This window comes from Ectobacillus panaciterrae DSM 19096, assembly GCF_000430785.1.
Classification (GTDB): domain Bacteria; phylum Bacillota; class Bacilli; order Bacillales; family Bacillaceae_G; genus Ectobacillus; species Ectobacillus panaciterrae.
In genome coordinates, this window is sequence record NZ_AUMR01000019.1 from 71576 (window position 1) to 94839 (window position 23264).

General features: G+C 40.3%; 22 protein-coding genes and 2 pseudogenes. 7 read left to right on the top strand and 17 right to left on the bottom strand.

Features of this window, described 5'->3' with window-relative positions:
- Nucleotides 1-97: 97 nt before the first annotated feature.
- Nucleotides 98-424 carry a hypothetical protein gene (locus tag H540_RS0107535; RefSeq protein WP_028400112.1) on the top strand — a complete coding sequence of 109 codons (327 nt, stop codon included), beginning with the start codon at nt 98-100 and terminating at the stop codon, nt 422-424.
- A 25-nt stretch (nt 425-449) separates the two neighbouring features.
- Here the strand turns inward: H540_RS0107535 and H540_RS0107540 are convergent, their stop codons facing one another.
- Both H540_RS0107540 and H540_RS0107545 read right to left on the bottom strand, forming a co-directional pair.
- Nucleotides 450-1163, bottom strand: coding sequence for a class I SAM-dependent methyltransferase (locus H540_RS0107540; protein WP_034670528.1), 714 nt, complete (start codon nt 1161-1163; stop codon nt 450-452).
- A gap of 99 nt (nt 1164-1262) precedes the next feature.
- Nucleotides 1263-2957, bottom strand: a complete 1695-nt coding sequence (locus tag H540_RS0107545) for a peptide ABC transporter substrate-binding protein (RefSeq protein WP_028400114.1) — start codon at nt 2955-2957, stop codon at nt 1263-1265.
- A gap of 329 nt (nt 2958-3286) precedes the next feature.
- Here H540_RS0107545 and H540_RS31920 point away from each other — a divergent pair.
- Nucleotides 3287-3388: pseudogene (locus tag H540_RS31920) on the top strand (IS3 family transposase); the annotation flags it as partial.
- Nucleotides 3389-3646: 258 nt separating this feature from the next.
- Here H540_RS31920 and H540_RS29175 read toward each other — a convergent pair.
- From H540_RS29175 to H540_RS33045, 8 genes and pseudogenes are all read right to left on the bottom strand, one after another.
- Complete coding sequence (locus tag H540_RS29175) at nt 3647-3949, bottom strand: spore germination protein (RefSeq protein WP_051317020.1); 303 nt, start codon at nt 3947-3949, stop codon at nt 3647-3649.
- Nucleotides 3950-4695: 746 nt separating this feature from the next.
- Nucleotides 4696-5901, bottom strand: coding sequence for a branched-chain amino acid ABC transporter substrate-binding protein (locus tag H540_RS0107560; RefSeq protein ID WP_028400115.1), 1206 nt, complete (start codon nt 5899-5901; stop codon nt 4696-4698).
- Between the two features lie 306 nt (nt 5902-6207).
- Nucleotides 6208-7827 carry an ABC-F family ATP-binding cassette domain-containing protein gene (locus tag H540_RS0107565; protein ID WP_028400116.1) on the bottom strand — a complete coding sequence of 540 codons (1620 nt, stop codon included), beginning with the start codon at nt 7825-7827 and terminating at the stop codon, nt 6208-6210.
- A gap of 280 nt (nt 7828-8107) precedes the next feature.
- Nucleotides 8108-8311, bottom strand: coding sequence for a helix-turn-helix domain-containing protein (locus H540_RS0107570; protein ID WP_051317023.1), 204 nt, complete (start codon nt 8309-8311; stop codon nt 8108-8110).
- A gap of 385 nt (nt 8312-8696) precedes the next feature.
- Entirely contained in the window at nt 8697-9044 is a 348-nt protein-coding gene (locus tag H540_RS0107575) for a hypothetical protein (RefSeq protein ID WP_028400118.1), read from the bottom strand.
- Nucleotides 9023-9207, bottom strand: a pseudogene (locus H540_RS0107580) (DUF4937 domain-containing protein). Before H540_RS0107580 ends, H540_RS0107575 begins: the two are co-directional and overlap by 22 nt.
- A gap of 420 nt (nt 9208-9627) precedes the next feature.
- Nucleotides 9628-10323, bottom strand: a complete 696-nt coding sequence (locus H540_RS0107590) for a phosphopantothenoylcysteine decarboxylase domain-containing protein (RefSeq protein WP_028400120.1) — start codon at nt 10321-10323, stop codon at nt 9628-9630.
- A 201-nt stretch (nt 10324-10524) separates the two neighbouring features.
- Nucleotides 10525-10695, bottom strand: coding sequence for a hypothetical protein (locus H540_RS33045; RefSeq protein ID WP_155890976.1), 171 nt, complete (start codon nt 10693-10695; stop codon nt 10525-10527).
- 159 nt (nt 10696-10854) lie between these two features.
- Between H540_RS33045 and H540_RS0107600 the strand changes: the two genes are divergently transcribed.
- Entirely contained in the window at nt 10855-11376 is a 522-nt protein-coding gene (locus H540_RS0107600) for a hypothetical protein (RefSeq protein WP_028400121.1), read from the top strand.
- A 36-nt stretch (nt 11377-11412) separates the two neighbouring features.
- Here H540_RS0107600 and H540_RS29185 read toward each other — a convergent pair whose 3' ends face one another.
- Nucleotides 11413-11787, bottom strand: a complete 375-nt coding sequence (locus H540_RS29185; RefSeq protein ID WP_051317022.1) for a DUF4240 domain-containing protein — start codon at nt 11785-11787, stop codon at nt 11413-11415.
- A 299-nt stretch (nt 11788-12086) separates the two neighbouring features.
- On the opposite strand from H540_RS29185, the gene H540_RS0107610 reads away from it, so the two are divergent.
- Nucleotides 12087-13214 (top strand): PepSY-associated TM helix domain-containing protein, encoded by a 1128-nt coding sequence (locus tag H540_RS0107610; protein ID WP_028400122.1) that lies wholly within the window; start codon nt 12087-12089, stop codon nt 13212-13214.
- Between the two features lie 745 nt (nt 13215-13959).
- Here the strand turns inward: H540_RS0107610 and H540_RS0107615 are convergent.
- Genes H540_RS0107615 through H540_RS0107630 form a run of 4 tightly spaced genes read right to left on the bottom strand, consistent with a single transcriptional unit; the run spans nt 13960 to nt 19212 of the window.
- Entirely contained in the window at nt 13960-15129 is a 1170-nt protein-coding gene (locus H540_RS0107615; protein WP_028400123.1) for a mannitol-1-phosphate 5-dehydrogenase, read from the bottom strand.
- Between the two features lies 1 nt (nt 15130).
- Nucleotides 15131-15568, bottom strand: coding sequence for a PTS mannitol transporter subunit IIA (locus tag H540_RS0107620; RefSeq protein ID WP_028400124.1), 438 nt, complete (start codon nt 15566-15568; stop codon nt 15131-15133).
- A 19-nt stretch (nt 15569-15587) separates the two neighbouring features.
- Nucleotides 15588-17699, bottom strand: a complete 2112-nt coding sequence (locus H540_RS0107625; protein WP_028400125.1) for a BglG family transcription antiterminator — start codon at nt 17697-17699, stop codon at nt 15588-15590.
- 49 nt (nt 17700-17748) lie between these two features.
- A complete protein-coding gene (locus H540_RS0107630; RefSeq protein ID WP_034670532.1) occupies nt 17749-19212 on the bottom strand; it encodes a PTS mannitol transporter subunit IIBC in 1464 nt (487 codons plus the stop codon).
- 392 nt (nt 19213-19604) lie between these two features.
- Here H540_RS0107630 and H540_RS0107635 point away from each other — a divergent pair, with 392 nt between their 5' ends.
- Entirely contained in the window at nt 19605-20018 is a 414-nt protein-coding gene (locus H540_RS0107635; protein WP_028400127.1) for a hypothetical protein, read from the top strand.
- A gap of 190 nt (nt 20019-20208) precedes the next feature.
- Nucleotides 20209-20829 carry an HAD-IA family hydrolase gene (locus tag H540_RS0107640; RefSeq protein WP_028400128.1) on the top strand — a complete coding sequence of 207 codons (621 nt, stop codon included), beginning with the start codon at nt 20209-20211 and terminating at the stop codon, nt 20827-20829.
- Between the two features lie 67 nt (nt 20830-20896).
- On the opposite strand, the gene H540_RS0107645 is transcribed toward H540_RS0107640, so the two are convergent.
- Nucleotides 20897-21286 carry a gamma-glutamylcyclotransferase family protein gene (locus H540_RS0107645; RefSeq protein WP_081415054.1) on the bottom strand — a complete coding sequence of 130 codons (390 nt, stop codon included), beginning with the start codon at nt 21284-21286 and terminating at the stop codon, nt 20897-20899.
- 250 nt (nt 21287-21536) lie between these two features.
- Here H540_RS0107645 and H540_RS0107650 point away from each other — a divergent pair, with 250 nt between their 5' ends.
- Complete coding sequence (locus tag H540_RS0107650; RefSeq protein ID WP_028400130.1) at nt 21537-22673, top strand: murein hydrolase activator EnvC family protein; 1137 nt, start codon at nt 21537-21539, stop codon at nt 22671-22673.
- A 288-nt stretch (nt 22674-22961) separates the two neighbouring features.
- On the opposite strand, the gene H540_RS0107655 is transcribed toward H540_RS0107650, so the two are convergent.
- On the bottom strand, nt 22962-23264 hold a 303-nt coding region (locus H540_RS0107655; RefSeq protein WP_028400131.1), incomplete at its 5' end, for an RNA-guided endonuclease InsQ/TnpB family protein.

Here is a 23264-nt window from a genome sequence, read left to right on the forward strand (position 1 = left end):
TTTACAGCCAAAAGACAAGCTATAGATACATACACAAGCATGAATTGTCCAAGCTTCATACAGTAGTAGTAACTGGCAGGAAAGGAGGCAGAAATGGATGCGTCGTTATGAATGCTATAATTTATGCAGAAAATATCATGGGCAAGTTGTCCGCATTCAAGATAGATCCGATATGTATCATCTCGGACGAGTTATCGATGTAACAGAGGATTCCGTTTGGATTGAGCCTGTACAGCGCCGCAGACAGCGCGGGTTTAACGGTGGTTTTGGATACAGCCCTCTCTATGATGATGAGTTTTACGGCTACGATGACTATGGCTATAACAATTCCTGGGATGATGATTGCTGTTTTGCAGGAGCAGCGGTTGAGCTTGCATTTGGGTTTATTGTCGGCATTTCAATAGCTTCTTTGTTTTTCTTCTAAGAAAAAAGCCAACCACGGTTGGCTTTTACTTTTGGCATATAAATACGCGGTGGCCAAGGAGATGGCCATACTTAGCGAGAATAGTTTCGTGATGGGCCCATACGCTGTACACGGAGGCATCTATTTGAGATGACAGGTCCCAATCAGGCTGTTCAGCCGTATATTGCGAAGCTGCAGCTGTGCTGCCGTGCACGATTTGTACGTTTGAAAAGCCGGCATGCTGCAATCGATTGTACCACTCTGCCTCAGTCAAATATTCATTTGCTCCGTACAGTCTTTGAATTTCTGCTTTTTCATCAGGACGAAGCGTGCGTTCCACTGTCATTTCTATTCCAGCTAAATAGCCGTTGGGCTTTAGGACTCGGTTCATTTCCTTCAGCGTTTTTTGGATATGTGTAAAAGCAGCAACGGATTCTGTGAGAACGAGGTCAAACGAGCTGTCCGGAAATGGAAGCTGCTCAACGTTTCCTTGCATAAGCGTTACGGCCGCTTTTTCCCGCTGCATTCTTTTCTTTGCTTTTTCCAGCATCATAGGATTTAAATCCAGAGCTGTGACAGGACAGCGGTATTCGTTTGCGATATAGGCAGCCGTTCTTCCCGTTCCGCAGCCAGCATCAAATACGCTCGTTTTAGATGTAATCGGCAAAGAGCGCAGCAATTGCTTCGTCTGCGAAAATCCGCCGGGATGCGCACTGCCAACGCCGAGCAAGGCAAGCAAGTCAATATAGGAATACGTCATGATAGTCTCCTAACATTTAAGATTCATGTTGCATATGTATTCGATTTCCACGAAAAAAGTGCAATAAAAAACAGAGGGCACGCACCCTCTGTTTTTCTATTATTTTTTGCTGTCGTGCTCTTCCACGTAAGCCCATTTGTAAGAATAGCTGCCACCAAAATTGTGTCTTACGATACCTTGAACAAACGGACGCTGGATGTTAGCGTCTCCGCGTTGGAAAATTGGCGCGATTGCGGCATCATCGAGCAAGATTTTTTCAGCTTTTGCTAACTGATCCAAGCGCTCTTTCGGATTTGTTAGCAATGTAGTCTTACCAGCTTTAATGATTTTGTCGTATTCTGGGTTAGAGTAGTTCATTTCGTTATGGGAATTTCCAGTTTCAAACATATCCAAGAATGTCATTGGATCTGGATAGTCCGGACCCCAACCAGCGAAGGAGAAGTCATAATCCATTTTTGTTTCTAATTCAAGCTTTTGCTTGAACGGCTGTTGCTTAATGTTAACCGTTAAGCCAGGAAGATTTTTCTCTAACTGGTCTTTGAGATATTCACCAGTCTTCTTAGATGTACTAGTATCGTAGTTCAAAAGTTCAATAGTGACTTTATCTGTACCAAGTTCTTTCTTCGCTTTGTCCCAATAGTCCTTTGCTTTCTTTGTATCTGTGGTCAATAAATCCCCATATTTCGCACGGAAATCTTTGCCGTCAGAACCTTTTACGAAATTTTTTCCTACAAGGTAGTCCGCAGCGGTAGAACCATCATTTAAAATAACGTTTGCTAATGCTTTCTTATCAAACGCTTTAGCAATCGCTAAACGAGCATTTTTGTTCGCAAACACTGTGTCTTTGCCATTTCGCTTTTGGTTTAAACGCAAAAAGTATGTGCCTGCGTCTTGCTCTGGGACGAATATTTCTTTATTTCCTTTATATTTATCCACGAATTCAGATGATATCCGGTTTACACGGTCTACATCCCCTGCTTCGAATAAGTTTACGGAAGTTCCTACATCTTTCACAACACTAAAGTTGACTTCACTCAGTTTAACGTTTTTGTTATCCCAGTACTTTTCGTTCTTTTTGTATTTCCAGCCTTGCTCGTGCTTCCAATCAGACAATGTAAACGGTCCGTTATAAAGCGTGGTACTTGCTTCTAGACCGAATTTATCACCTTGCTCTTTCACAAATTTCTCGTTTAACGGATAGAACGTTGCGAAAGAAGTTAGATCAAGGAAGTAAGGAACCGCCTGCTCTAATTGCACTTCCAATGTATAATCATCAACAGCTTTTACACCTAACGTATCAGGTGCCGCTTTTCCTTCATTGATTGCATTTGCGTTCTTCACATCGTACATGATATACGCATACTCAGACTTTGTAGCTGGATCTACAGCACGTTTCCATGCGAACACGAAATCTTTCGCTGTTACAGGGTCGCCGTTAGACCATTTAGCGTCCTTACGCAACTTGAATGTATATGTTTTGCCATCGTCACTTTTTGTATAAGAATCAGCAACACCAGGAACTGGTTTTTGATTTTTGTCTAGACGATACAAGCCTTCCATTACGTTATTCAATACGATGAAAGAAACTTCGTCCTTTGCAAGAGAAGAGTCCATAGAAGGAATTTCTTGGAGTTCAAGTAAGTTGATTACTTGTTTCGCGGCTAATTTTGCCTCACCTTTGTTTCCATCCTTCGTTTCAGTGTTGGCCTTTTGGTCGCTGCCGCATGCAGTCAAAGCCATACTTACAGCTAAAACCGGAGCAACAACAGCTGCTAGTTTTGTTTTCTTTTTCATACTTATGTACCCTCCTTAAAAATATATATATCCTTTGACTTAATAGAAATCTTCTGACAATTCTATAAATACAGCATTTATAGAATTGTCAGAAGATTTCTATCACTTATTATTCTACTAAATTTTTAAATTTTGTAAAGTATTGTTAGTGAAAAATTAAAAATTTATTTTATTACAGTAACATTCATCGCAATTATGTAAAATATTAGTAAAGAAAAGAAGCATTCTTTGCTTCTTTTCCCTAATTTTGTATAAATTTGCAACATGCAGCATATCTCATCAGGAGCTGGAATGTTTCTGCATGACTTTCAAGAGGTCAGGAAGTTGTAGCCGCCACGCATGAATACATCACGTTTTATAACCAGGAGCGAATCCAAATAAAATTACAAAACCTAAGCCCTGTACAATACAGGACTCAAGTTGGTGCATAGCTCAATAAGGCTTTTTTAACACTGTCTACTTGACAGGGATATGTTCAAATTATAATTTTGATATTTCCATGTGCGATGTGCAACCAAAAGGGAGTATGGCATGCTTCTTCTCTCTAGTTTACCTTTGCATAAACCAAAGGTTTGAGCACTTCTGCACGTCTTTTAATCTCTCCCCACTATCAACGTTTTTTTATTCACTTGTATATAGTGAACTTTAATATTAAAAATGTTAATTGTAAAAGGCTAAATAATCATCTATCATTTCATTTGTTCGTTTTCTCCTGCATGAGGGTGGGGCGGAAGAACATCCTGTCCGCCAATTTTCCAAAGATGCTCCGGTTCTTGCTTGTCATCGTTGTTATCATCATTTTGATTTCCAGTGTTCCATAATGTATTTTGCATATAAGCTTTGGTTGGGGAACGATCGCCGTTTGAAATATTGCTTCCTTGTGCATGCGTGACAGCGTTTTGCTTACTATGAAACGCAGGTCCAATATTTAAAGAAGCGTTGCTAGCCATCGTATTAATTTTAATGGACTGAATATTAATTACGTATGACACGTTCCTTCACCTCTCCTCACGATAGCTATTTACAGTGTATGTGCTCCGTCTAGAAAACGTTAATAAAGAGGCAGAACTAAACATTCCTTTATCCGCACAAGTTGAGCAATTATTTGAATTCCTCTTCTTCAAAATTCACGACAAATCCTGCAAATCCATTTCCCATCACGACTTCAAAAAAGCTAATGACCGTTTCATATTTTTGCAATGTCATGCAATAAAATAATATACAACACTTATCTAATCACACACCTTTAATTATGTAAAAATAATATCTACATTACTTTAAGAGAAATATAATGCAGGAAAATGATATATAAATACATCTTAATTTTCCGACATATCATGCTCGTTTCTTATGTCGAATTTTCAAATTGAACTTATATATGAGTGAATTATAAATTCGATATGCCCATGTGCTATGTGCAACCAAAAGGGAGTATTGCATGCTTCTTCTCTCTGGTTTACCCTTACATGAACCAAAGGTTTGCCCGCTTCTGCACGTCGCCGGATGATCTTTCCCCACTATAAAAAGATGCTTTTTTCATTCACTTGTATATATAGTTTTCATTCACATTGTCATATATATTAAAAAATTTATATTTTGAACTCTCACTATGCGCATCAATGTATAAAATAAGAGATTTGATTAATCTCTATCATTGCGAATTGCACAGTTCGCTTCCTTTCGTTTCGTTATAGTAAATATGAAAAAGGCGTCCCTCTTAGCCGGAACGCCTTTTCTCTTACTTGCTCACTTCCCCTTGCTGTCTACCAGGGTATGCACCGTTTTCAAATTTGTAAATGTACACTTTTGCGTTCTTATTGTCGCCCTTCTCATCAAAGCTTACTTTTGTAATGACGCCATCATATTCCTTCACGCCGCGTACGGCATCGCGCACTTGCTCGCGCGTCGGCATTTTGCCGCCGTTTTTCTTAACAGCATCTTTAATGCCTTGCAAAATGATGCCCGCAGAATCATAGCCGTATGCAGAGTATGCTTCAGTGTCTTTATTAAACTTTTTCTTGTATTCATCCATGAAGGCTTTGCCTTTATCCGTTGTGCTAGGAGACGTCGCAACTGTTGTATAATACGTATCTTTTAAAGCATCCTTCGCTACTTCAGCCATCGTCGGAGAGTCAATTCCGTCGCCGCCCATAATCGGCACGTTTATGCCTTTTTCACGAGCTTGCTTCACTAAAATGCTGCCTTCTGCATAAAGACCGCCGAAGTATACAAGGTCTGGCTTCTTGGACAACACTTGGTTCAGCACGCCGTTAAAGTCCTTTTCACCGCTCGTAATCCCTTCGTACGCCACTACTTTTGCGCCAATCTTTTCAGCTTCCTTCTTGAAAGCGTCTGCAAGTCCTTGGCCGTAAGCTGTTTTATCTTGAATGACAAAAATATTTTTTGCTTTCAGCGTATCAACCGCATATTTCGCTGCCGCAGGTCCTTGGAAGTCATCGCGCGCTACGAGGCGAGCCACTGACTTTAAGCCGCGCTCTGTTAAATCAACAGCTGTGCTCGACGGAGAAACCATCACCAGACTTTGCTTCTCATACGTTTCAGACGCCGCGATGGACACGCCGGACATTAAGTGGCCGACTACGCCAAGAACAGCTTTATCCGCACCGATTGTTTGTGCATTCGCCACCCCTTTTTTCGGATCCCCTTGATCATCGTAAGGTACAAACTGTAAATCAAAGCCAAGCTTTTTAAACTCTTCTTTTTGTTTCTCAACCGCCAGCTGCGCCCCGAGCTTCATAGATTCACCGAAGGAAGCGGAGCCGCCAGAAAGCGGAGATTGGGAAACAATCTTAATTACTTTGCTATCACTCTTTGGTTCACTTGTAGTCGTTGTGCTCGTTTTTTCACTGCTGCCGCATCCCGCTAACAGACTGCTCATCAGCACCCCTGCCAGAAGCATCGACAACCCTTTTTTCTTCTTCATTTCTGTACCCCCCAATAATCCAAGAATATTATTCTGAATATTTTAAATATTACATTATCGAATCGATTAAGACAAGAGGTAACAAAATCTTATTTTTCGACACATTTGTAAAATAATTCTAAAACCAAAACCGGCTCGTTCAGGCACAGAACCTAAGGTTCTTTCCTCAAGAAAGGAGCTTTTTGCCAATGCATCGGGGAAGGCTATTTTGGCATTGGAAGCTGGCCGGTGGAGCTAGACATCTCGAAAAGCGCAATCCGCTCGCTCAAGTGCAGAAAAAAACAGGAGGGGATATCCCCTCCTGTTTTATGCGTACATTTCCTCTACGCGCTTTTGCAATTCATCGTTTTCAAGATACTCATCGTATGTTGTTTGTTTATCTATTACACCTTTTGGCGTAATTTCGATAATGCGGTTTGCAATCGTTTCTACGAACTGATGGTCATGAGATGTGAACAGAATTGTGCCTTTAAAAGCCATCAAACCGTTGTTCAGCGCTGTAATAGATTCCAAGTCCAAGTGGTTCGTCGGCTCGTCGAACAACAGAACGTTCGCGCCGCTCAGCATCATTTTAGAAAGCATGCAGCGCACTTTTTCGCCTCCGGACAGAACGCTCGCTTTTTTCAATACCTCTTCACCAGAGAACAGCATTCTTCCTAAGAAGCCGCGCAAGAAGCTTTCGGACTCGTCTTGTGGTGAGAATTGACGAAGCCACTCTACAAGCGTAAAATCGCTGTTTTCAAAGTAAGCGGAGTTGTCTTTCGGGAAGTATGCCTGAGACGTCGTTACACCCCATTTATACGTTCCGCTGTCGGGTTCCATTTCACCTGATAAAATTTTAAATAATGTTGTGCTCGCCGCTTCGTTTCGGCCGACAAACGCGATTTTATCGCCTTTGTTTACTGTGAAGCTCACATTATCCAGTACTTTTTCGCCATCGATCGTCTTCGTTAAGCCTTCTACACGAAGCAAGTCGTTGCCTACTTCACGGTTTGGCGTGAAGCCTACGAACGGGTAGCGGCGGGAAGACGGGCGAATATCATCAAGCGTGATTTTATCCAATAGCTTCTTACGAGATGTCGCCTGCTTTGCTTTGGAAGCATTGGAGCTGAATCGCGCGATAAAGCCTTGTAATTCTTTGATTTTCTCTTCTTTCTTCTTGTTCGCGTCCTGCGTCAGCTTTAATGCAAGCTGGCTGGACTCGTACCAGAAGTCATAGTTCCCCACATAAATTTGAATGCGGGCGAAATCAAGATCCGCCATATGCGTACACACTTTATTCAAGAAGTGGCGGTCATGGGATACTACGATAACAGTATTTTCAAAGTTCAATAAGAAGTTTTCTAACCAACGGATGGCTTTAATGTCCAAATGGTTCGTCGGCTCATCTAGAAGAAGGATGTCCGGCTTGCCGAATAGAGCCTGCGCCAAGAGCACCTTCACCTTTTCTCCGCCAGTCAATTCAGACAGCTTCTTATAATGAAGATCTTCCTCAATGCCAAGACCTTTTAAAAGAATCGCCGCATCAGCTTCCGCTTCCCAACCGTTCATTTCCGCGAATTCGCCTTCCAATTCAGCAGCGCGCATGCCGTCTTCATCCGTGAAGTCTTCTTTCATATAAATCGCATCTTTTTCCTGCATGACTTGGTATAAGCGGGCATGCCCCATAATAACAGTCTTTAATACTTCAAACTCTTCATACTCGAAGTGGTTCTGTTTTAATACTGCAAGACGCTCGCCGGGCGTAATGATTACATCACCTGTATTTGGCTCGATTTCACCGGATAAAATCTTCAAAAACGTAGATTTTCCGGCACCGTTCGCACCAATCAAACCGTAGCAGTTACCAGGCGTAAATTTGATATTTACATCTTCAAATAACTTTCGGTCACCATATCTTAAACTTACACTGCTTACTTGAATCAATGTTTATTTCCTCCAAACCTTTTGGTATATACATGCATTTTACTATAACATGTATAGGAGCGAGAAGGAAGTATTAAGGGCGGATATGCCTGCAAGAGCACTCATTATTTTTATGGCGGTGCTAATTACGATCGCCATTCCGCTGTTTACATGAGTACATGAAAAAAGGCATTCATACATGATGTATAAATACCTTTTCAAATCCTATTCACTGTCCAATTCTTCATTCTCCAGCACCTTTGCCAATTCATATGAAACCAACGATCAGAAAAAAAACGATTTACATATTCAAAGATTGAAAAAATTCACCTAAGCTGATTCCCAGTGCCAGGCAAATCTTCTGCAAGGACGTAATTGTGGCGCCCCGCTGCCCGCGTTCTACCATTCCGATAAAGTTTTTATGCAGGTTGGATTGTTCCGCAAGATCAGCCTGCGACAGTCCGTTTCTGATTCTTTTGGTTTTAATCGTACTCCCAATTTTCATCAATAATTGCTCTTCTGTGTGCACTTTGATCACCCGAACATACATATTCTTAAAAGCTGTAAAAGTGTGAAACCCACTGTTTGAACTTCTCCCGGTTTATCCTTTTACATTTTACCCCGGTTACTTCCCCATTTCTGTGAGAAAATGAACTGTCAGAGAAAATTTCGAAGCACTTTCTCCCGCTCTCATTCCATCATTTTCTAAGTTAATAATATATCAAACTCTTTTTTATTTAACAATATATAAGCTTACATTTTATAAAAAATCTGTATTCAAAATATTTCCACACATCCTATTGACGTAATTTCAGAGTAATATCTCCTCCTCTCATCAAAAATGGAAAACCTGCTTCGCAAGCAGTGTATTAATCATTATTATACGTCACTTATAATAAAAAAACCTGCCATTCTTTCACTAAAGAAATAAATTTTTCTTCTGTATCAGAATTATTTGCATTTTTATGGACCTGACTGTTCTTTTGAAAAGAAAAAATTACATACTCATCTTTATTTTTTATACCGCTGCCGACTATATCTGTCAACGGATTTTTTAACATGCCTGCATTCCAATGCTTGCGGCGTCTGTAACAAAAAAAGTCTTCTTTAGGAATATGTTTTAGCTGGAAGCTACTTATTTCATAAACCATTTGGTATAAGTCTACGGTAATGGATGCGTAGGTTCCCTGCTGCTGAATTCCTTTATATATAGGGTCTATGCTGTCATGAAGCTCCAATAGCTCGTCTCATCCTGCCAAACCGCCAAAATACACGCTTCATTCGGATCATGACAATTCCATCCTCCAATTTGCATAAACCGGGCACTTCCGTTAATCTGCTCCAGCCTTGCTGGGCTTGGCTAAATTGTTCCTTTTTCTCCTCTTCCGCCTGACAGATCATCCATTTTAGAAGCAACCCCCTTCCTCCTTCAGCACTCCGTCTCACTATTTTTTAAATATCTCTCTAATATCTACGTCAACCCGTTCGGATACACTGTCTTCCTTTCACTAAAAAACTCCTCCATATGCACCACACCGCTTTTGTGATTTTTTCTTCTCCCGTTACAGTGAATTCTTCTTTTTCATACAATCACTAAAACGCAGCACATATAACTGTGTAATCTCGTGTCCTACCTCCTCTTCCACAGTAAATATATTTTCCACACATGCAAGATAAGAAACAATCTGAACCTCTGCCCGAAGCTTTTCCTGAAATTCTCTTATAATACTATCCTCTGACTTCTCTCCTCTCTGAGACATGGCAAGGAGTCATACTGAAACGACTCCTTGTCATGTCTCTTTAAGAGAAATCGTATTGAAATTATTTTATTTCAACCAGCTTGCTTGCACGTCGCGCGACCTCTCGGATGATTTGCTTAGCAGTCTCTTCCTTGCTTGAACATTCCACAACGTGGCCTTCCCGGTCCATGATGTAGTGTACAGCCGCATGGGTGTATAAAGAATCCGATGAGTTGGCAACCATCATTTCAGCACCTGAGCTTTCCATTCTGACGGCCGCTCTTTGCAACAGCGTTTTCTGATCTACATCGCTTTCCAGCTTAAAACCGACTAACAGTGTGTCAGGGCTCCAGCTTTTAATTTGATTAATGACCTTCGGTGTTTTTTTGAAATGAATGATCGGCGGATTATCGCTTGATATTTTCCCATTATGCGATATAACCTCACCGTCTTGCGTCAGCATCTTGTCCACAATCCAATCTGAACCAGCCGCTGCCATAATCACCACATCAATTTGCTCATTTGTGAGGATTTCTTTCATTTTTTCCTGCAAATCCAAAATTCCTTCAAAGCTGCACAATTGTAAAGCAGAACCTTCTGTGAAAGAAGGCTTCTGTGCAAAATATCCATGTAAATATATAACAGACGCACCTTGAGACAACGCTTCTTCTGCCATAAGGCGGCCGATTGTTCCCTTCGCCATGTTCGTATGCCCTCGGACATTGTCCCATTTTTCCAAGCATCCGCCGCTCGTAATTAACACCTTTTTCCCCTTCATGTTCATCACCCTTTTTCCTTTATTCGTATAGGCTGCATTATGACATATGTATTGCTACCTATATATTACGAGAAAAATCAAAATCTTTGTATATAGTAAGTGAATTTTTATTTGTCATAAATTAGGCGAGAATACCCCCACTTCAGGAGCGGAAGCGAGTAAGTGGGGGAGGTTCATCTGCCCAGGCCTTCTTTCTTCTGTTCAATCATTCTGTTCCGCATTGCTTTGCTTCGTAGCTCCCGCAAAAACCCATCCTTTTTCATGAACAAACTGCGTGAAGGCCAGCAGAAACTCCTCGTGTGCTACTGCGCCGGTTTCCTCATTAGACAGAACCATGCCTTCAATCTCAACACCAGTCTTATTTTGCCTCATGACGTTACGTCCTTTCTGTTTTTTCTTATTATGTGCAAAACTGGACAGAAAACCATCATATACATACGAGATGGCAGTTCAATTCCGCAAGTTTAATCATTTTTTTATGGCAGCACGCTGCTATAATGGAGGAAATGCAGAAAAAAGGGAGTGGCGTTTTTGTTACGTAAAACGGCTGGATTTTTATGTGCAGTATGCTTAGTAACGCAATTTGGTTGTTTTTCCAATACAGTAAATGAAATTAAAACGATGAAAGACGACATTACAAGCAAAGTCCAAGATGTAAAGGATACAGTCGGCAACAGCGTAGGTTCACTGGATCAAGTAAACGGAAAGCTTGTCAATGCAGCAGGGTCAATCATTACTGCCTTAAAAGAAATGAATCTAGATATAAGCTTTAAAGAAAACGGGATTGGCTTTACTAACAATAAAGATATAAGCGGCACAATCGGCCTTAACGGAAACACACTGTTCCTTCAAGTTGATTCCACTTCAAAGGATGCAAAAACGGTGCAAACCATCGCGCGCATTTGTACAGTATTTTCTTCTGAAAACACCATTGAAAGCCGTTTGAATGCGGCAATTGATAAGAATAAAAAGCAATATATACAGCTGTCCAATGGCTATATTCAAACGGACGGGAGTAAAGTTTCCGTTTATTTGGAAAATCCAATACAATAAAAGGCACAGCAGCTCGTTGCTGTGCCTTTCCATTTTTCACCCCATCGGTTCATCGCCATACAGCTCCCAAAGTCTTGGGAATTTCCGCTCCAGACTGTCGTCGTCATCGTCCCAGTCAAATTCTATTTCAGGAAATCCGTATGGTCCATCCTTCAGTTGGCTGTATAAGTTGAAGTATTCATCAGCATCTCCGCCTGTTTTCTCTTCATAAGCCCGGTCCGCTATATAAAGCAATTCTTCTAATTCCGGAACGTCCCCAGGCTCAATTTGTGCAAATACAGGAATGAGCGTTTCAGGATTCGTCAAGGCTGCTTCGAAAATATCTTTCCCTTGGTAGATCAGCCATGCCCGAAAATAGTCAAACGAATCGTCAGAGCAGCCTCCCATTGCAATATACGCCGCTGCCCACAAATCAGAAGCTGCTCCATTCTCTTTTTCCCCTTATCACGAGTGATATGATCCTAAGTATACACATTTGTAAATTGTCTTACAAAACTTTCTCACCCTTCCCTATATTGACTGTTCTAGACGTCTCCCCTATGCAAGAAAGAACATGTTCCCTATGAGAGTCGGTCATTGGAACTGGATAGTACCTGAGTCTTACGGATGATTAGAACGGGATAAATATTCCAGATTTTTATTGACAATGAGAATCATTGTCTTTTATATTATTGATTATGATTCTCATTACCATATAAAGGGGCGTTTTTATGAAATTACGTAAAGGGATTGGAAAAGTTCATTTATGGCTTAGTCTAGTAGGGGGCATATTCATTGCGCTGATTGGATTGACGGGAAGTTTGCTTGTCTTTGAACCAGAATTAAATCACTTGCTGCACCCTAACTTGTATAAAGTGACAGATGGTAAAAAAGTTACGTACCAGCAAGCGCTACAGGCTGTATCGGCATCGCACCCAAAGGGAGCAATCCAACGTGTATACACTCCAGATGAACCAAACTCTCAAGGTGTTTATCTATTTCGTCTTAAAGAAGGAAAAGTGCAACAAGATGTATATGTAGATCCGGGAACAGGGAGCATAAATGGAGAGTTAGGCAATACGACTTTTTTTAATCAGGTAGGAGAGCTTCACAAACATTTGCTTCTAAAGGATTTTAACGGCCAGAAAATTGTTGGTATTATCGGATTCATTTTCTTTTTTATTATTTTATCCGGATTGTATTTATGGTGGCCTGGGATTAAAAAATGGACGCGTGGTTTTGTTATGCGACGCAGTGCAAACCCCTATGTCAAACAATATGATATACATAAAATTATTGGCGGAGCTTCCGTTCCTTTTTTGTTGATCGTTTCGTTGACGGGGGCCCTTTTTGCATATGATGAAACCATTTTTGGCTGGTTTCATGCAAAAGCTAAGATCATGCCGCCAAAAGAGAGCCTTATTTCAAAACCGCTTTCAGAAGGCAAGCTTCCGATCGACCGCTTGTTAAGTACGGCCGAAAAAACAGTGTCGGACGGAACGATTATGCAGCTTAGAATGCCAGAGAAGCCGAAAAAAGGGAAGCCAGAAGGTGTAGTAGAAATCCGCCTAAGCCGCCCGTACGATCCGGGCCACGGAAATGTAAGGTTATGGTTAGACCAGTACAGCGGAAAGGTGTTAGCTAAGTTAGATCCAAAAGTTGATAGCGGACTTACGTATCAAATATGGCATTTCCCATTACATACAGGTGCTTTTGGCGGCTTGTTTACAAAGATTTTGTATGCTATCGGCGGCCTTACCCCATCCGTTCTGATGTTTACGGGTACATATATGTGGTGGTATAAGAAAAAGAAAAAGCATAAGGAAAAACAGAAAAAGGGCTCAGCGGCTGTAGCATAAAGTGAAATTTCATCAGTGGGGGGCATCCTCCCCCACTGATTGTTAGTTGAGCCGCTTAGAATTTATTTTTGTAAAAGGGGCACGTTCGAGTAAATAACTACGTCAAGACATTATTGTGGGTTAAGAAAAGACTGATCAAAAGCTCAGTTTGAGATGAATGTTTTATATCTCATAAAACACAATCGTATCCGTGTCTTTTAGCCATTCAACTGCTTCCGTTCCATCAGAGTTTGCAGTCCAAAGATTCCGTTTTCCCATGAGGGAGTCTGAATGAAACCAAACAACTTTTGTAATCCCCTTTCCCTTTTGGAGAGCTGGTAATTTTGGTTTGTGCTTTATTCTGAATGTTTACTAGGTACAAAGACGGCAATGGGTGCTTGGAAGCATCGTTCGACCATTCGCGATCTTCCATCCTCGAAGTAATAATGGTTCGATCGTCCTTCCATACGAAGCCGAGTTCGGCATAGTGTTCCGGCGTCAGCGAAGCGGAAACTGGAAATTCCCGTACGTTCAGTTCCTTGTTTTTAAATCCGAACACAAAGCATGTTGCTGTCCATAGCTAAAGAAGCAGTCGGGGAAACAATGAAGAAACAGAGATACTTAGCTTTCTGATATGAGTTTACGAACTATAAAAGTGCAGAATGGTCTATTTTAACACCAAAAGGAGCAGCCAAACCATAGGACGGCTGCTCTCTTACTATATATTATTCACATTTTAAAAATACCCTAACGGGTATTTTTAAAATTAAAGTAATGCCTTTTCCGTTACATTTTTCAACTCATAATATTTCTCTAAAATACTAGCAGTAAGGCTTTCGTTTACTGAAATTTCAGAATATTTTTCTAATGCTTCCTCTATGGATTGATTAAAAATTAAATTTCTTAATTCTACAGCTTCAGGATCCTCATCATTTCTGTAAAGCAATACAGCTGCAATACCCGTTATAAGATAATTAGGTTTAATACCTAATTCCATTAACTCTCTCACAGGTTTGACAAATCGATCATTCGTACCCAATTTGCGAATCGGAGACCGTGCAACCCTATCAATATCGTCTGAGATATAATGATTTTCAAATCGTTTTAAAATTTTATTTATATATCTTCCATGTTCCTCTATATCAAAATGATACTTTTGTATAAGCAGCTGACCTGTCTCGAATAAAGCCCCTTCCACTATACTTCGAACCTTAGGATTTATAATTGCATCTTCAATGGTGGACAACCCATAGTAGTGGCCTAAGTACGCTGTAATAGCATGCCCTGTATTTACCGTAAACAGCTTACGCTTAATATAAGGAAGCAAATTGTCTACAAAAGTTACGCCTTTAATAAGTGGAATTTTCCCTTTTACTCCGGAACAATCCACTACCCATTCGTAGAAAGGCTCTACCGTAACTAATAAGGGATCTTCATGATTCTGTACGGGTACAATCCGATCTACTGCCGCATTTGGAAAACCTATATATGGAAGGAATTGTTCTTGTTCATCCGCCGTGAGATGCTTACATACTTCTTGCTGCAGATAATCTCCCCCGCCAATCATATTCTCGCATGCTATAATATTTAATGGCCTTGGATTCTTATAGATTCTTTCCCGGATTCCTTTTGCCAAAAGTTCTGCAATTCTATTTAAAACAGTTGGTCCTACTGCCGTTGTAATAATGTCAGCTTTTATGATCAGTTCGACTACTTCTTCTGGATGTTTAAGACTGTTAACACCTCTTACATTACTAATAGAGATTTCCTCTTGTGAATCATCTGCGAGCAAAATTGTATAGCCGTTTCTATGATTCAATTCATCAATAACCTTTTCATTAACATCCACAAAGCATACTTCATAATCAGAATGATACAGCAATTGTCCTATAAATCCTCTTCCAATATTTCCTGCTCCAAAATGAACTGCCAGCATGTTAGTTCACCTCACTGAACATGGAAAGAATATCTTCTTCTGTCTTACATTCGATAATTCGATGCACATTTTCTTCCTCTGAGCAGACAATCGCTATATTTGAAAGAATGTCAAGATGTTCATTGTCCTTACCTGCTATCCCAAACATAACCTTTACAATGTTCCCATTACCAAAGTCTACTCCATCCGGAATCTGAATGACGCATATACCGGATTGGCGGACATCTTTCTTAGCTTCTTCTGTGCCATGAGGGATTGCGATATAGTTCCCCATATAAGTAGACGTCAACTCTTCCCTCTCTAGCATTCTCTCAATGTAGGTTTCTTCAACATAGCGATTGTTTACTAATATTTTTCCTGCGAGTTTGATTGCCTCTTCTTTTGTATTCACCTTTGCGTTCAATAAAATATTTTCTCTTGTTAGAACAGTTGTAGTAATCAAATTCAACACCTCGTCATCATATTTTTTCCTTCAGTATTTTCTTGAATGCTTTTCCCAACTCAGCATAAATAGCGTTATAATTTTCAGAATCAAACGTATGCAGCGTTTGTTCATTTTCAATAATGGTAGAACTGATTGTACTCAGCACTTCCAGCTGATACTCGCTTACACTTTCCGGAGACAATAATAACAGCACTGTTTTCAAGGTAATTGTTGTATGATCCATTGCTTTTACCGGAATAGATTCCACTAATGTAAAAATTAAAAATGTAGGTTGTTTCACAAATTTTGAACGGCAGTGGAATAATCCCATTGCTGTATTAGGAATTCCAAGCCCTCCCCGTTTTTCACGTTCGAGCAGCTTGTTTGATACTTCAAAATAATTCGTGAGTAACCCCATAAGTTGTGTTTGCTTACACACTTCCGTCAGAACGGTAGAAAGTGTGGGTGAAAAAGGAATTTTTTGAATACGAAAATTTTGCAAAATTTGTACGATAGACTCAGACAACTGCTGTACTTCATTAAACATTTCTGTCATTTGGTCAATGCTATTGATTTGTTCAATTTTAGGTACTGTATACTGCTCGAAAAGATTTTTGTTTCCCTCGTTATCTTGGAGCCTTATCTTTAATTGATTACGAATTTTTTGCACTTCAGCATTTGTAAGCAAAGGATTGACTAAGAGATACTCTCTTGTAAAACCCGGCATTTGGATTGTGGACAAAATAATATCATACTGTGCTAAATCCTTTTTCTTTAACTCACTTAAAGAGGAAACATCTACATAGGTAACTTCCTTTAATTCTTTCCTGATTCTGCTCGCAAGCATCTTTGATGATCCGATACCGCTGGAGCATATGACCAATGCTTTTATCTCTCCGTTATAATAGTGAGTTTCCATAGCAGAACCGAAATGCAGTACAATAAATGCAATTTCGTCTTCCGGAAATACTGTATTTGAAAACACTTCTTTCAGTCCCTCTTCTATCTTGCTATACAATACCTCATAATCTGCTTTAATCTTTTCTGTAAGCGGATTATGTGTTCCTAGCGATTTTCTTATTCGATTTAATGCAGGCCTAATATGGGTCAGCAAACCTTCGAACAAGGATGCGTCCTTTTGAAAATCAATATTCATCGAATGTGAGACGTATCTAATTAACTCTTTCACAGAAACAGCAACTCTTAGGTCTTCCTCTTCTGACCACTCTGTCTTCTCATATCGAAATCTCGCACCTTGCAAATGCATCGTAATATAGCCGCACTCGGCTTCCGGAATGACAATATTGAATACTTCTTCTAATTCTTTTGCAATTTGTTGTGCAATTGGATATTCTTTAGACTCTTTTAGTTCTGCCAGTACTTTATTATCTATTGTTACTTTCTCCTCTTGAATAATCCGTTCAACTGCTAAAGTCAAGTGAACAACAAAAGTTACATAGGCGCTATCTGTCATAGCATAGGTAAGCTTATTATTAATACCGCTGAGAACTTGACTGACCATCGCCATTCTCTCCAGCTTTACAATCTCAAGCAGTTTATTTGTTACTTCGTTATGATAATAGACGTGACCCTGACCCTCGCTTTGGTTAATTGTTTCTAGAAACTCATATTCATTAAGATTACCTACGATAATATTTCCTAGCGCCTTTCGCTTCTCTTTTTCTGAACCCTGGATTTCAATACCATGTCCCTTCCTGCGGACTAACTCCAATTCAAAACCAGCAATCAATTCTTCAGCTTTTCCCAAGTCGTTGCTTATTGTGGCGACTGTAACATGCAGATCTTGAGCTAAAGAAATTAATTTTACAGGCTCCCTCTCTTTTAAAAGAGTACAGAGCAGCAATATTTGACGTTCTTTTGGAGTAAATTCCTGCACTGCCCCTTTTAACAAAGAAATTTGCAAATGATTCTTGTTATGTTCCTCTCCCTCAATATAAACACCTGTCCCTGCTTTCTTAACTAATGCGAGTTGAAAAGAGGACAAAGTATTTTCTATATTCTTTAACTCCCTGTGTATAGTTCGGCTGCTAACTCCAATTGTTTCAGAAATAACTTCAACAGTAAGTCCTTTTGGGTTATTAATCAGCAATTCAATAATTTGTCTTTCTCTGGCTGAAATATACACGTGAAACTCCTCCTCGTTTAGCAGCCTAACTATTCTATAGAAATATCCTTTAACTACCTATGGAATTAAGCAATTCATCATATTTTGGGCTATTTAAGAAATTATCAACAGATATGTGCATAGTATTCGGCACTTTCGCTTTCGCACGATCCGTTAAATCTCGATGCGTAATCACAATGTCCGCATCGGAAGGCAAGTTGTTAATAGCTGTGTTCACTACTTCAATGTTCAAACCTGCCTTTTTTACCTTGTTTCGGAGGATTGAGGCTCCCATCGCACTTGATCCCATACCTGCATCACAAGCAAAGATGATCTTCTGTACATTCTTATCCGCTAGGCTAATGCTGCCTGCTGCATTCTCCACTGTTGCACTTTGTTCCTGAGCAGCAAGGGACATAACTGCCTCACTCTTTTTTCCTTTCATTTGCTGCATTTTGACCGCAGCTTTGCCTAGATCTTCTTCAGACGCTGCAGCTTTTGATAGTTTCAAAATGAAAGACGCTACTCCAAATGATACGGCTGTAGCTACCAATACTCCGGCTAATACAGCTAGATAGCTTCCTCTAGGAGTCATTGCCAATAATGCAAAGATACTGCCCGGTGACGGCGAGGCAACCAATCCCGCATGGAGCACACTAAAAGTTAATGTTCCTGTAATACCGCCTGCAATCACTGCCAGGATCAAGAGCGGCTTCATCAGAATATAAGGAAAATAAATTTCATGAATTCCGCCTAGAAAGTGGATGATAACAGCGCCAGGAGCTGTTTGCTTGGCAGTTCCTTTTCCGAATAGCATATATGCCAATAAGATGCCCAACCCTGGTCCAGGATTTGACTCTAATAAGAATAAAATTGATTTTCCTGCAGATTGTGACTGTTCAATCCCGATTGGGCTTAAAATTCCGTGGTTAATTGCATTGTTTAAGAATAAAACTTTTGCAGGCTCGATAAAGACGTTTGCAAGCGGCAGAAGATTTGCATCAACAATGGTTTGCACCCCTGCTCCTAAAGCTTTATTAAGTCCTAATACAACCGGCCCGATTCCCTTAAATGCTAAGATTGTGAGCAATCCGCCGATAATTCCTGCAGAGAAGTTATTCACCAGCATCTCAAATCCTGATTTAACTTTTCCATGTACGGCTTTATCGAACAATTTAATGGCGAATCCGCCTAATGGACCCATGATCATTGCGCCAAGAAACATTGGAATATCAGCACCGACGATAACTCCCATTGTCGCTGTAGCACCTACTACCCCGCCGCGGATATCATATACGATGCGTCCACCGGTAAATCCAATCAATATTGGAAGCAAAAACATAATCATAGGAGATACTAGCTTAGCCATACTTTCATTAGGCATCCACCCTGTAGGAATGAATAATGCCGTAATAATTCCCCATGCGATGAATGCTCCGATATTCGGCATAATCATTCCGCTCAAATAGCTCCCGAACTTCTGTATTCTAACCTTTACGTTTACATCGGATTGCTGAATATTTGTTTCACCCATAGTCCAAAACCTCCCTTTACACTCTGCTTGTGCTGTTTAACTCGAGTACTAACAGCGCTTACAAATCTATATTAAAACGCTTCCACCTTACTCTCAATGAATAGTAGACATAATTTTGTCACAAGTATTGTTGCCAAAGTTAAAGAACTATCTTATTTTCCCTTTAAATGCATAATAAACTACACAACACGAAAAATACTGCACTCCTATATTTACCACGTAATATAGCAGCTTCCCCTACACACTCTCCCCTCCCCTTTGCTCGAAAATAAGTTTCACTTTTACAAACAATTACATGCTATAATTTTCCATACAGGAACATAGATTATCTTTAATCACAGAGATGAATGAGTACATATGCAAAATAAAATGAATTAAATCGAGGTGCTCATATGGAATTCGCTGCTTTTCTTTATTTAGCTGTTGTAGTATTGCTACTTATCGGCACATCAAAAAAAGCAAAACTTTGGTTCGGCAGCATTTACGGTGCTATGATTACGATTTTTATCGCAGGAACACTGACTATCAAGTATCAAACAGGTTTCTTTGATACTGCCAAATCTGCATGGCGTTCAGGCGAGGCACCTGAAACGCTTGGAAGCTGGGTCGTTCCGTTTTATATTATTGCTGCCATTGCTCTTCTTGTTTTAATTAACTTCAGACTTATTAAAAAAGCGCTGTATTCTGAAGGAGCTGTAAAATGGGTATTTATTATCCTTGCCGGCTTGCTCAGTTTGCTTTATGTTGTGGCTGCTTACCTGGGACTGTTCATCGTCGGTTTTTTGTTTTTCCCGTTTGCGCCTTAAGCCGCCTTCTCGCCAAGGCCTTTTTTCATTTATAAAACCAAGTCCTTCCCCAGCTTCCATCCTTTAAATCTGGAAATATATTACACTATCAATCTTGAAAAATTATATAATGAAGATGCAGCTTTGCTTTTACAAGGTAATCCCATCATATTCGCCGCTGATAACATACTGTAAAAAAGGAGTATTCAATATGATTAAATACATTATTTTCGATTTTGACGGCACTTTGGTTGATTCAAAAGATGTTACGATTGCTGCATTCAATCAGCTTGCCGATAAATATAAGTACAAAAAGATGAAAAAAGAAGATCTGGAATCTTTACGAAAGCTGTCGATTAGAGAAAGATGCAAACTTCTGGACTTCCCAATATATAAAATACCGTTTATGGCGGCAGAGTTTTATAATCTATACAAAGGCTCGATTCACCATGTCGTTTTGTTGGACGGCATTAAAGACGTATTAGAGGAATTGAAAAGCAAAGGATATCATTTGGCGATCATCTCATCGAATTCGGAAAACAATATCCGAGAGTTTCTTCAAAGAAACCATATTTATCACATTGATGAAATTCTTTGCTCAAACAAAATTTTCGGTAAGGACAAAGTCATTAAAAAGTTTTTGAAAACACACAAACTTAAAAATACAGAAGTCATCTATGTAGGCGATGAACAAAGAGATATCGTCGCATGCAAAAAGAGTGACGTAAAGGTCATTTGGGTCGGCTGGGGTTATGATGCGATTGAAGTGGTGGAGCAAGAGAACCCAGACTATATCGTTCATACACCGGAGGAGATTGTACAAATCGTCTAGCTAGTGAGGGTGTTCTCGTCTAATTTATGATAAAAAGAAACCGCCGAAGTTTGGCGGTTTCTCTGCTTTATGTTCTCTTATAAAGAATCCAGTCCCCCGAAGGAATCCTCTTCTTCAGCAAATCCGTCTGATTTCCCGCTACAAACAAAATCGCCTCATAAGAACCGCTCTCAGAAAATACCTCTGCCTCTATCGTTTCATACAAGTTGCTCTCACGTCCCGGCTCGTACCCTTCGAGTCGATACAGTATTTCCAGCATATCATCATCAACCCGGTACAGCTCGCCGTATACTTTTTCATCTTCGTCCAACACCATTGCAGGATAGTGAAAACCCGTATCATACAGCTTACCATGCGTATAAGCATTGCGTTCCACACATTCTGCTTTACGGATTAAATAATGATTTTTCTCTCCCTTGCGCAGCGTTCCATATACGAATACCAAATGCCTCATCATCCAAAGTTTCCCCTAACGTTTAATATTATCAAATCAAAGTAATGACTCTTTGCTCTCTGCTACTATCCAAACACGCCTCAATAATGCAATTCGTCGCTTGTCTAAAGCAGCGGAATACGGAACGTTTCGCTGGAGAAGCAAAAAATTCCTGCTTCTTTAAAAACACTTTACGTTTCCGTTACAGCACACATTAGCACCTTCTTTTCATGATATAACTTTTACTAGATAGCATGAGGAGGATATTTCCGTAATGAAAAACAGAGCAGCTCGTATTGCGTTGCTGACGGGTGTCTTAATGGGCACTTATATGCTTCCTGCATACGCTGAAGTAAACGCAGAAAAGGTAAATTCCGTTCAAAATATAGTAAGCGAAAACAAAGAAGCAGAAAAACAGCAGCTTCAAAAAGAGATTGAACAATTCAAGCAGCAGTTACAGCTGCTTGACCAAGAAATCGCAAAGACGCAAACGGACTTGGAATCCACACAGGAGCAAATTCAGCAAAATAAGGATGCAATTGCTTTAAAGAAGCAAAACATTGAAGCGCTTCAACAAAAGATGCAACAAAGACAAGTTGTCATAAAGAAGAGATTAGTAGCCCTACAATCCCAGCCAAAGGATAATTTAATTACAGACATATTCACGCAATCAAGAAGTATCGCAGACCTTTTGGACAGCATGTACTCCTTAAACCTTATTTTCAAGTCTGATGAAGCAATTTTAAAAGATCAGCAATCAGATGAGGAAATGCTTCAAAAAGAAAAAAACAGCATGGAAGACAAAGAACAAGCTTTGCGTTCATATGAAACCTCTTTGCAAGAAAAGCAACAACAATTGGAGAAAAGCCAGAAAGAAAAAATTGGTGCGATTGCAGCTTTGGAGCAAAAGCTTGGCCGGACGCTGAGCGGAATCATGGATGAAGAGGAAGAAAAACAGCTGTTGGGAGGACAATCCATAGCTGGTTCTGGTGCATCTGGAACTATACAAAGCGGCTCCAAAATTTTCATAAAGCCTGCTGCCGGCACAATTTCATCAAACTTTGGCACGAGAGGGAATGAAAACCACAAAGGTATTGATATTGCGGCTTCCGGCCCAGTCCCAATTGTAGCTGCAGCTTCAGGGACAGTCATTCGCTCGGAATATTCCTCCAGTTACGGAAATGTAGTATACCTTTCTCACAATCTTAACGGAAAAACCTACACTACCGTTTATGCACATATGCGCAGCCGATCTGTACAGCAAGGACAAGTTGTACAGCAGGGGCAACAACTGGGCGTCATGGGCAACACAGGAATGTCTCATGGACAGCACTTGCATTTTGAGCTTCATGTAGGGAGCTGGAATGCAGCGAAGTCTAACGCGGTGAATCCTATTTCATTTTTACAGTAATCGATATACTAGAAGTTTTCATGAATAACAACAAGCCTTACGTACAAGCCCCCTTTGTACGCAAGGCTTTTTTCAGTCTGCCCTTCGTTGCATGAAGCACATCTGCTTTTGTTGTGAACTACACCCTCGCCTACGCTATGCTTAGAGGTGAGGCTTTTCAGATACTCGCATCTAACGGTGAACTACCCGCCACCTACGCTAACGCTTAGAGGTGGGGGCTTCTCAGGTACTCGCACCTAACGATACGAAATGGACTGAGCTATCGAGCCTATTCCGTGCTCTATATGTTTATGCTAACAGGCGTAAGCCCTCTCGTTTGATATTGATAGAAGCATTATGATCTCTATCCGCCATGAATCCACATTCACATTGGAATGTCCGTTCAGAAAGAGACAGTTCTGCTCTTACTTGACCGCAACAGGAACAAGTTTTGGATGAAGGAAACCACTTGTCGATTTTGATCAGCCTCTTCCCCTGTTCCTCTAACTTATATCGCAGGAATGTGGTGAACATGCCCCAAGCATTGTCAGCTACACTCTTTCCAAAATTTAGGTCTTGTGACATTCCTTTCATATTAAGATCTTCCATCAC